This is a genomic window from Streptomyces phytophilus, assembly GCF_013870535.1.
Taxonomy (GTDB): domain Bacteria; phylum Actinomycetota; class Actinomycetes; order Streptomycetales; family Streptomycetaceae; genus Streptomyces; species Streptomyces phytophilus.
Genome location: NZ_JACBXC010000218.1, coordinates 1 through 6,830, shown reverse-complemented (window position 1 = coordinate 6,830; position 6,830 = coordinate 1). Strand labels below are relative to the sequence as shown.

Here is a 6,830-nt window from a genome sequence, read left to right as displayed (position 1 = left end):
AGGCGCATGCTTGAGGCATGGGTTCTCCGGAACGACGCGCATCGGGCACAGCGGAATCCCGCACGGGGGCAGCGAAGGGAGGGCGGGTGTGGTGACCGTCCGCGCGGTTGCGCATAACGCTTCGGTCTACAACGACGGCCGTGACACAGCGGAACGTTCAGGGGCGAGGCACCATGGACGGATGCGCGGCAACGAGACCACTGTTTCCCAGACGGCCGAAAGGCCGGTCGAGATCAGGGGACTCGTCCAGCTCGCGGCGGGCGGGGACGAGCGCGCGACGCACGACCTGCTGGCCCACGTGCACCCCCTGGCGCTCCGCTATGTTCGCACGCGGCTGCACCGGTTGCCCGGCGACGCACGGCACTTCGTCGACGACCTCGCGCAGGAGGTCTGCATCGGCGTGCTCTGCGCGCTCCCGCGCTACCGCGACACCGGCCGCCCCTTCGAGGCGTTCGTCTTCGCCATCGCCGCGCACAAGGTCGCGGACCTCCAGCGCGCCGCGATGCGCGGCCCCGGCTCCACCGCCGTGCCCTCGGACGAGATGCCCGAGCGGCCGGACGACTCGCTCGGGCCCGAGGAGCAGGCGCTGCTGAGCAGCGACGCGGAGTGGGCGAAGCAGCTGCTGGCGAACCTGCCGGCGAACCAGCGGGAGCTGCTGCTGCTGCGGGTGGCGGCGGGCTTCAGCGCGGAGGAGACGGGGCAGATCCTCGGGATGACCCCGGGCGCGGTGCGGGTGGCGCAGCACAGGGCGCTGAGCAGGCTGCGGGCGCTGGCGCGGCAGTAGGTTCCGGGTCGTACGGCCTGCGGGAAGACAGCCCCGTCCGCCGGTCCGAAGGTCCTTCCGGCCAGGTACTTCGTACCTTCGTACACCGGCCACCAGCCCCGTTACGTGACCGTCCGGCGCGCCGTTACCATGGTCAGTCCCATCGGGCAAGACCCACCGGAAGGGTGTCATGACAGAGCGCGCCGCCGACGTCCCCGACAAGTTCGCCACCATCGGACTCACCTTCGACGACGTGCTGCTGCTGCCCGGCGCCGCCGACATGGCCCCGGGCGAGATCGACACCGCAAGCCATGTGTCGCGGAACGTCAAGGTGAACATCCCCCTGCTCTCCGCCGCCATGGACCGGGTCACCGAGTCCCGGATGGCCATCGCCATGGCCCGCCAGGGCGGCGTCGGCGTGCTGCACCGCAACCTCTCCATCGAGGACCAGGCCAAGAAGGTCGACCAGGTCAAGCGCTCCGAGTCCGGCATGGTCGCCGACCCGATCACCATCCGCCCCGACGCCACGCTCGCCGAGGCGGACGCGCTCTGCGGCCGGTTCAGGATCAGCGGCGTACCGGTGACCGACGGGGACGGCAAGCTCGTCGGCATCGTCACCAACCGCGACATGGCCTTCGAGCCCGACCGCAGCGTCGAGGTCCGCTCGATCATGACGCCGATGCCGCTGGTCACCGGCCGGGTCGGGATCTCCGGCGCGGAGGCCATGGAGCTGCTGCGCAGGCACAAGATCGAGAAGCTGCCGCTGGTCGACGACCGGGACGTGCTCAAGGGCCTCATCACGGTCAAGGACTTCGTGAAGGCCGAGAAGTACCCGAACGCGGCCAAGGACGGGGAGGGCCGGCTGATCGTCGGCGCCGCCGTCGGCGTCGCGGGCGACGCGTACGAGCGGGCGCAGGCGCTGGTCGAGGCCGGCGTCGACTTCATCGTCGTGGACACCGCGCACGGCCACTCGCGGCTCGTCGCCGACATGGCCGCGAAGATCAAGTCGAACGCGCCGGTCGACGTCGTCGCCGGCAACGTCGCCACCCGCGACGCCGCCCAGGCGCTCGTCGACGCGGGCGTCGACGGCATCAAGGTCGGCGTCGGTCCGGGCTCCATCTGTACGACGCGCGTGGTCGCCGGCGTCGGCGTTCCGCAGGTCACCGCGATCTACGAGGCCGCCCTCGCGGCCCGGGACGCGGGCGTGCCGGTCATCGGCGACGGCGGCCTGCAGTACAGCGGCGACATCGCCAAGGCGCTGGTCGCCGGCGCGGACACCGTGATGCTCGGCAGCCTGCTCGCGGGCTGCGAGGAGTCGCCGGGCGAGCTGCTGTTCATCAACGGCAAGCAGTTCAAGTCGTACCGCGGGATGGGCTCGCTGGGCGCGATGCAGTCGCGCGGCGGCAACAAGTCGTACTCCAAGGACCGCTATTTCCAGGAAGAGGTCAAGAGCGACGACCAGCTCATCGCCGAGGGCATCGAGGGCCAGGTCCCGTACCGCGGCCCCCTCGCCTCCGTCGTGCACCAGCTCATCGGCGGGCTGAAGCAGTCGATGTTCTACGTCGGCGGGCGCACCGTCCCGGACATGAAGGACCGCGGCCGCTTCGTCCGCATCACCTCCGCGGGCCTGAAGGAGAGCCACCCGCACGACATCCAGATGACGACCGAGGCCCCGAACTACTCCCGTAAAGCCTGACCCGGCCGACCGGGGGATACTGGGGCGGCAACCGTCTGGAAAGGGCATTCGTGACTGAGATCGAGATCGGCCGGGGCAAGCGCGGGCGCAAGGCTTACGCGTTCGACGACATCGCCATCGTGCCGAGCCGGCGAACCCGGGATCCGAAGGAGGTCTCGATCGCCTGGCAGATCGACGCCTACCGCTTCGAGTTGCCCTTCCTCGCCGCCCCGATGGACTCCGTCGTCTCACCGGAGGCGGCCATAAGGATCGGGCGCTTCGGCGGCCTCGGGGTGCTCAACCTCGAAGGGCTCTGGACCCGTTACGAGGACCCCGAGCCGCTGCTCGCCGAGATCGCGGACCTGGACGAGCACGACGCGACGCGGCGCATGCAGGAGATCTACGACGAGCCGATCAAGGAGGAGCTGATCGGCCGGCGGCTCGCGGAGGTCCGCGAGTCGGGTGTGGTCACGGCGGCGGCGCTGTCGCCGCAGCGTACGGCGCAGTTCTCCAAGGTGGTCGTGGACGCGGGGGTGGACATCTTCGTCATCCGCGGCACCACGGTCTCCGCTGAGCACGTCTCGTCGGCGGCCGAGCCGCTGAACCTCAAGCAGTTCATCTACGAGCTGGACGTGCCGGTCATCGTCGGCGGCTGCGCGACGTACACGGCGGCGCTGCACCTGATGCGTACGGGCGCGGCGGGCGTGCTCGTCGGCTTCGGCGGCGGCGCGGCGCACACCACGCGCAACGTGCTGGGCATCCAGGTGCCGATGGCGACGGCGGTGGCCGACGTCGCGGCGGCGCGCCGGGACTACATGGACGAGTCCGGCGGGCGCTACGTGCACGTGATCGCCGACGGCGGCGTCGGCTGGTCCGGCGACCTGCCGAAGGCGGTGGCGTGCGGGGCGGACGCGGTGATGATGGGCTCGCCCCTGGCCCGCGCCACGGACGCGCCGGGGCGGGGCCACCACTGGGGGATGGAGGCCGTCCACGAGGACGTGCCGCGGGGGAAGGTCATGAACCTCGGCGCGGTGGGCACGACGGAGGAAGTCCTGCTGGGCCCGTCGCACACGCCGGACGGGTCGATGAACTTCTTCGGCGCGCTGCGCCGGGCGATGGCCACGACGGGGTACTCGGAGCTGAAGGAGTTCCAGCGCGTCGAGGTGACCGTGGCCCGCTCGCGCTGACCTCCCGTCAGGGAGCACCGCCCCGGCCCCGGCGGGAGGGCAGTCCCGCGGGGCCAGGGGGCGCGCTTGCGGCCCGCGGCTCGTCCCGTACGCCGCGGGCCGCCCGTCTTCTCGCATGGGCGAACTCCTTTGCGGCGCGGGCGGTCCTGGTGTCCGCACTGGGTAACGCGTGCCCCGGCCCGACCGCAAGCGGACGGACATTCACCCTGAGTCGGACTCGTCCTGCTTGTCTCTCCCGCTCGACTCCGCGGCGGCGGCCAGGGGTTGCCGGATCCGGCATGTCGGGGGTTTGTCCAGACCTGGCTGGTGACACCTCGTGTGGGAAGAGTCACGCCTTGGAGGTGTGACGTTTAATCAGGGTCCCGGCGCTGTTCATGTGAAGGTCACAGCCGACGAGCGTGGAGGGGATTCCCATGGGGCATGCGAGCGATGTGTTACCCGAAGCGGCTGGGATGAGCCGGTACGTGGAGGGGGTGGTGGCCGAGTGGATGCGGGGGCCGCGGCGGTTGCCGTTGGACTACTCCGTGGAGAGCCTGCGGCTGGCGGACCGCATCGTGGCCGGGATCCGGTCCGGGCGGGGAGCCGACGAGCGGGCTGTGGCGCGGGCGCTGCGGGGGGTCGGGGCGTACGTGGGGGAGGTCATGGTCCGCTCCGGGGGCGGGAGTTGGGTCGACCTGGACGACATGCAGCGCGACTACTTCGAGCAGCCCGTCGGCGTACGGATGCCGGACGGGCGGGTGTGGAACCCCCTCGGCCGCGCCCAGCGGCGCTACGAACGCGGAAAGGGCGGCCGTGAGTCGCTGTACGTCTTCTACCTGCTGCTCCACGGGCGGCTGGGCGCCGCGCTGCCTCCGGCCTGACGGAGGGCGGAGGGTGGGGGCCGGGGGCCGGGCAGAGAACGGCGCAGGGCCGGGGCCGCGTTCGTCGCGGTGTCCTGGCCCTGCGCCGTTGCCGTGCGGTGCGGTGCGGTGCGGCTGCCTCAGCTGTTGCCGAGGCGCTTCGTGATGCCGAAGCCCGCCGCGCCGCCGATCGCGTACATCGCGGCCACCAGGGCGTCGAAGTCCTCCTTGAAGGCTTCCTTCAGCGTGTCGAACTCGTCGGTGAACGCCGTCGCCACGCCGATCTGGCCTTCGGTCCAGTCGTTGATCAGCAGGGCGTAGCCGAGGAACTGGCCCATGATCGCGCCGATGATTCCGAGCGCGATGGCGACGAAGGGCAGCGCCGGGTTCTGCCCGCCGAGCTTGCCGAACGCGAGGCCCACCAGGATGCCGGAAGCGGCGGCGGGGTAGGCGTACAGGGTGTACTCGCCGGCCTCACCGGAGGTGGCCAGCATGATGCCGCCGTAGATGACCGCGCCGACGATCATCGCGACGATGCCGACCCCGATGGCGAGGCCGGGGTTGCCGGAGTTGGGCGGCGGCTGCTGCGCGTAGGGCGGCGGAGCGCCATACGGCTGCTGGCCGGGAACGCCGGGACCTGGCTGCTGCTGATACGGCTGGGACATGGGTAATTCCCCCCGGATGTTTGGGTCTGCCGTGCCCGGGGACAGTTGGTGTGGTGGGCGCGGTCAGTGGGACAACCCGCGGCACGCTAGCAGTTGAGCGGTGCCCGACAACAAGCCCTTATGGGGAGTCGTGACGCGACTGCGACATGTTGTTTCGAACTTCGGACACCCGCTGGCTGACCAGGAACGCTTCTGCCGCGGCCACCAGGTAGAACGTCATGTCGTTCTTCCCCAGCACCCCGGTGTGCCAGAAGTCGTAGGCCGCGCCCACATCGGCCGTGCCGAGGTGCACGGCGGTCGCCGTGAGCTGGGTGAGGAGGACGCCGACGAGCGCCACGGGGATCGCCAGGAACGCCGAGCCGCGGGTCTGCTCGCCCGCGAGGCCCACGGCGGCGCCGACGAGGAGGCCGAGGGCCAGCGCCCAGTAGCCGAGCTCCAGGCCGCGTTCGCCCACCAGGCCCTGTGTCAGGCCCAGGACCAGCGCTCCCGCCACGGTGGCGGCGGCGCCGACGGCGAGCGCCTGCAGCAGCCGGGGGCGGCTGTCGGCCGTCGTCATCACCGCATCACCCATACGGCCGAACGGTAGCAGTTCCGGCGGGAAACCTCCGGTTCCGGCACCCCGGGGGGCGGGTGATCCGCGGGGCGTCCACGCCCTCCGCCGCCGCCCCGCGGGGGGAGCCGCCGGGTGCCCCGCCGTCACAGCCGGTGCGCCGCCCCGGGCGGCGTCGCGCCGCGGGTGTCGAGGAGGAGCTGCGCCTTCACCGCCAGCGCCTGGAGGTCGTACGTGCGGTGCGGCTGGAGCAGCACCGTCAGGTCCGCGTCCGCCGCCGCGTCGTACGGCGCCGCCGCCCGCGGCACCGGCCGGCCCAGCACCTGCCACGTCGTGACGTACGGGTCGTGGAACCCGACCCGCGCGCCCAGCTCCGTCAGCCGGGCCGCGACGTCGCCCGCGGGGGTGCGCTCCAGGTCGGCGACGTCCGGTTCGTACGTGACGCCGAGGAGCAGCACGCGGGCGCCGCGGGCGGACTTGCCGTGCTCGTTGAGGAGCTGGGCGCAGCGCTGGACGACGTACCGCGGCATCCGGCCGTTGATCTCCCTGGCGAGGTCCACGATCCGCAGCGGGTGGTCGAAGCCGGGTGCGGTCCTGCCGCCCGGGTGCGGTACGCGGACGGGGACGCGGCCCGGGTCGACGGGCACCCCGTGGCCGCCGACGCCGGGGCCGGGGCGGAAGCTGTGGGCGGTGCCGAAGGGCCGGGTCTCGGCGCAGCGGACGACGTCCCACAGGTCGATGCCCCGGTCGTGGCAGAACCAGGCCAGCTCGTTGACGAGGGCGAAGTTCACGTGCCGTACGTTGCCCTCCAGCAGCCGCACCGTCTCGGCCTCGCGCGGCCCCCGGGCCCGTACGACCCGCTCGGCGAACCGTCCGTAGAACGCCACCGCGGCCTCCGTGCACCCGGGGGTCAGCCCGCCGACGACCTTCGGCGCGGGGGCGGTGTCGGCCGGGTCGAGGGGGCCGGGGGAGTACGCGAGGTGGAAGTCCCGCCCCGCGCGCAGCCCGGAGCCCTGTTGCAGGAGGGGGCGCAGGAGGTCCTCGGTGCTCCCCGGGTACGCGGCGGACTCCAGCAGCACGGTGGTGCGCGGCTTGAGGTACCGGGCCAGTTCGCGCGCCGCGTCGGCGACCGGGCCGAGGTCGAGCGCGCC

General features: G+C 72.3%; 7 protein-coding genes. 4 read left to right on the top strand and 3 right to left on the bottom strand.

The features are described from left to right. Positions 1–181: 181 nt before the first annotated feature. From H5J30_RS12940 to H5J30_RS12925, 4 genes are all read left to right on the top strand, one after another. Complete coding sequence (locus tag H5J30_RS12940) at positions 182–784, top strand: sigma-70 family RNA polymerase sigma factor (RefSeq protein ID WP_018834781.1); 603 nt, start codon at positions 182–184, stop codon at positions 782–784. Positions 785–953: 169 nt separating this feature from the next. Continuing rightward, positions 954–2,459 (top strand): IMP dehydrogenase, encoded by a 1,506-nt coding sequence (guaB, locus tag H5J30_RS12935; protein WP_181787581.1) that lies wholly within the window; start codon positions 954–956, stop codon positions 2,457–2,459. Positions 2,460–2,509: 50 nt separating this feature from the next. After that, positions 2,510–3,625, top strand: a complete 1,116-nt coding sequence (locus H5J30_RS12930) for a GuaB3 family IMP dehydrogenase-related protein (protein ID WP_181787580.1) — start codon at positions 2,510–2,512, stop codon at positions 3,623–3,625. Between the two features lie 452 nt (positions 3,626–4,077). Beyond that, on the top strand, positions 4,078–4,485 hold the full coding sequence (locus H5J30_RS12925; RefSeq protein WP_181787579.1) for a hypothetical protein: 408 nt from the start codon (positions 4,078–4,080) through the stop codon (positions 4,483–4,485). Between the two features lie 119 nt (positions 4,486–4,604). Here H5J30_RS12925 and H5J30_RS12920 read toward each other — a convergent pair whose 3' ends face one another. From H5J30_RS12920 to H5J30_RS12910, 3 genes are all read right to left on the bottom strand, one after another. After that, entirely contained in the window at positions 4,605–5,129 is a 525-nt protein-coding gene (locus H5J30_RS12920) for a hypothetical protein (protein WP_181787578.1), read from the bottom strand. Between the two features lie 118 nt (positions 5,130–5,247). After that, positions 5,248–5,700, bottom strand: a complete 453-nt coding sequence (locus H5J30_RS12915; protein ID WP_258563292.1) for a hypothetical protein — start codon at positions 5,698–5,700, stop codon at positions 5,248–5,250. A gap of 125 nt (positions 5,701–5,825) precedes the next feature. Then, a partial coding sequence (locus tag H5J30_RS12910; RefSeq protein ID WP_181787577.1) for a nucleotide sugar dehydrogenase occupies positions 5,826–6,830 on the bottom strand: 1,005 nt, incomplete at its 5' end.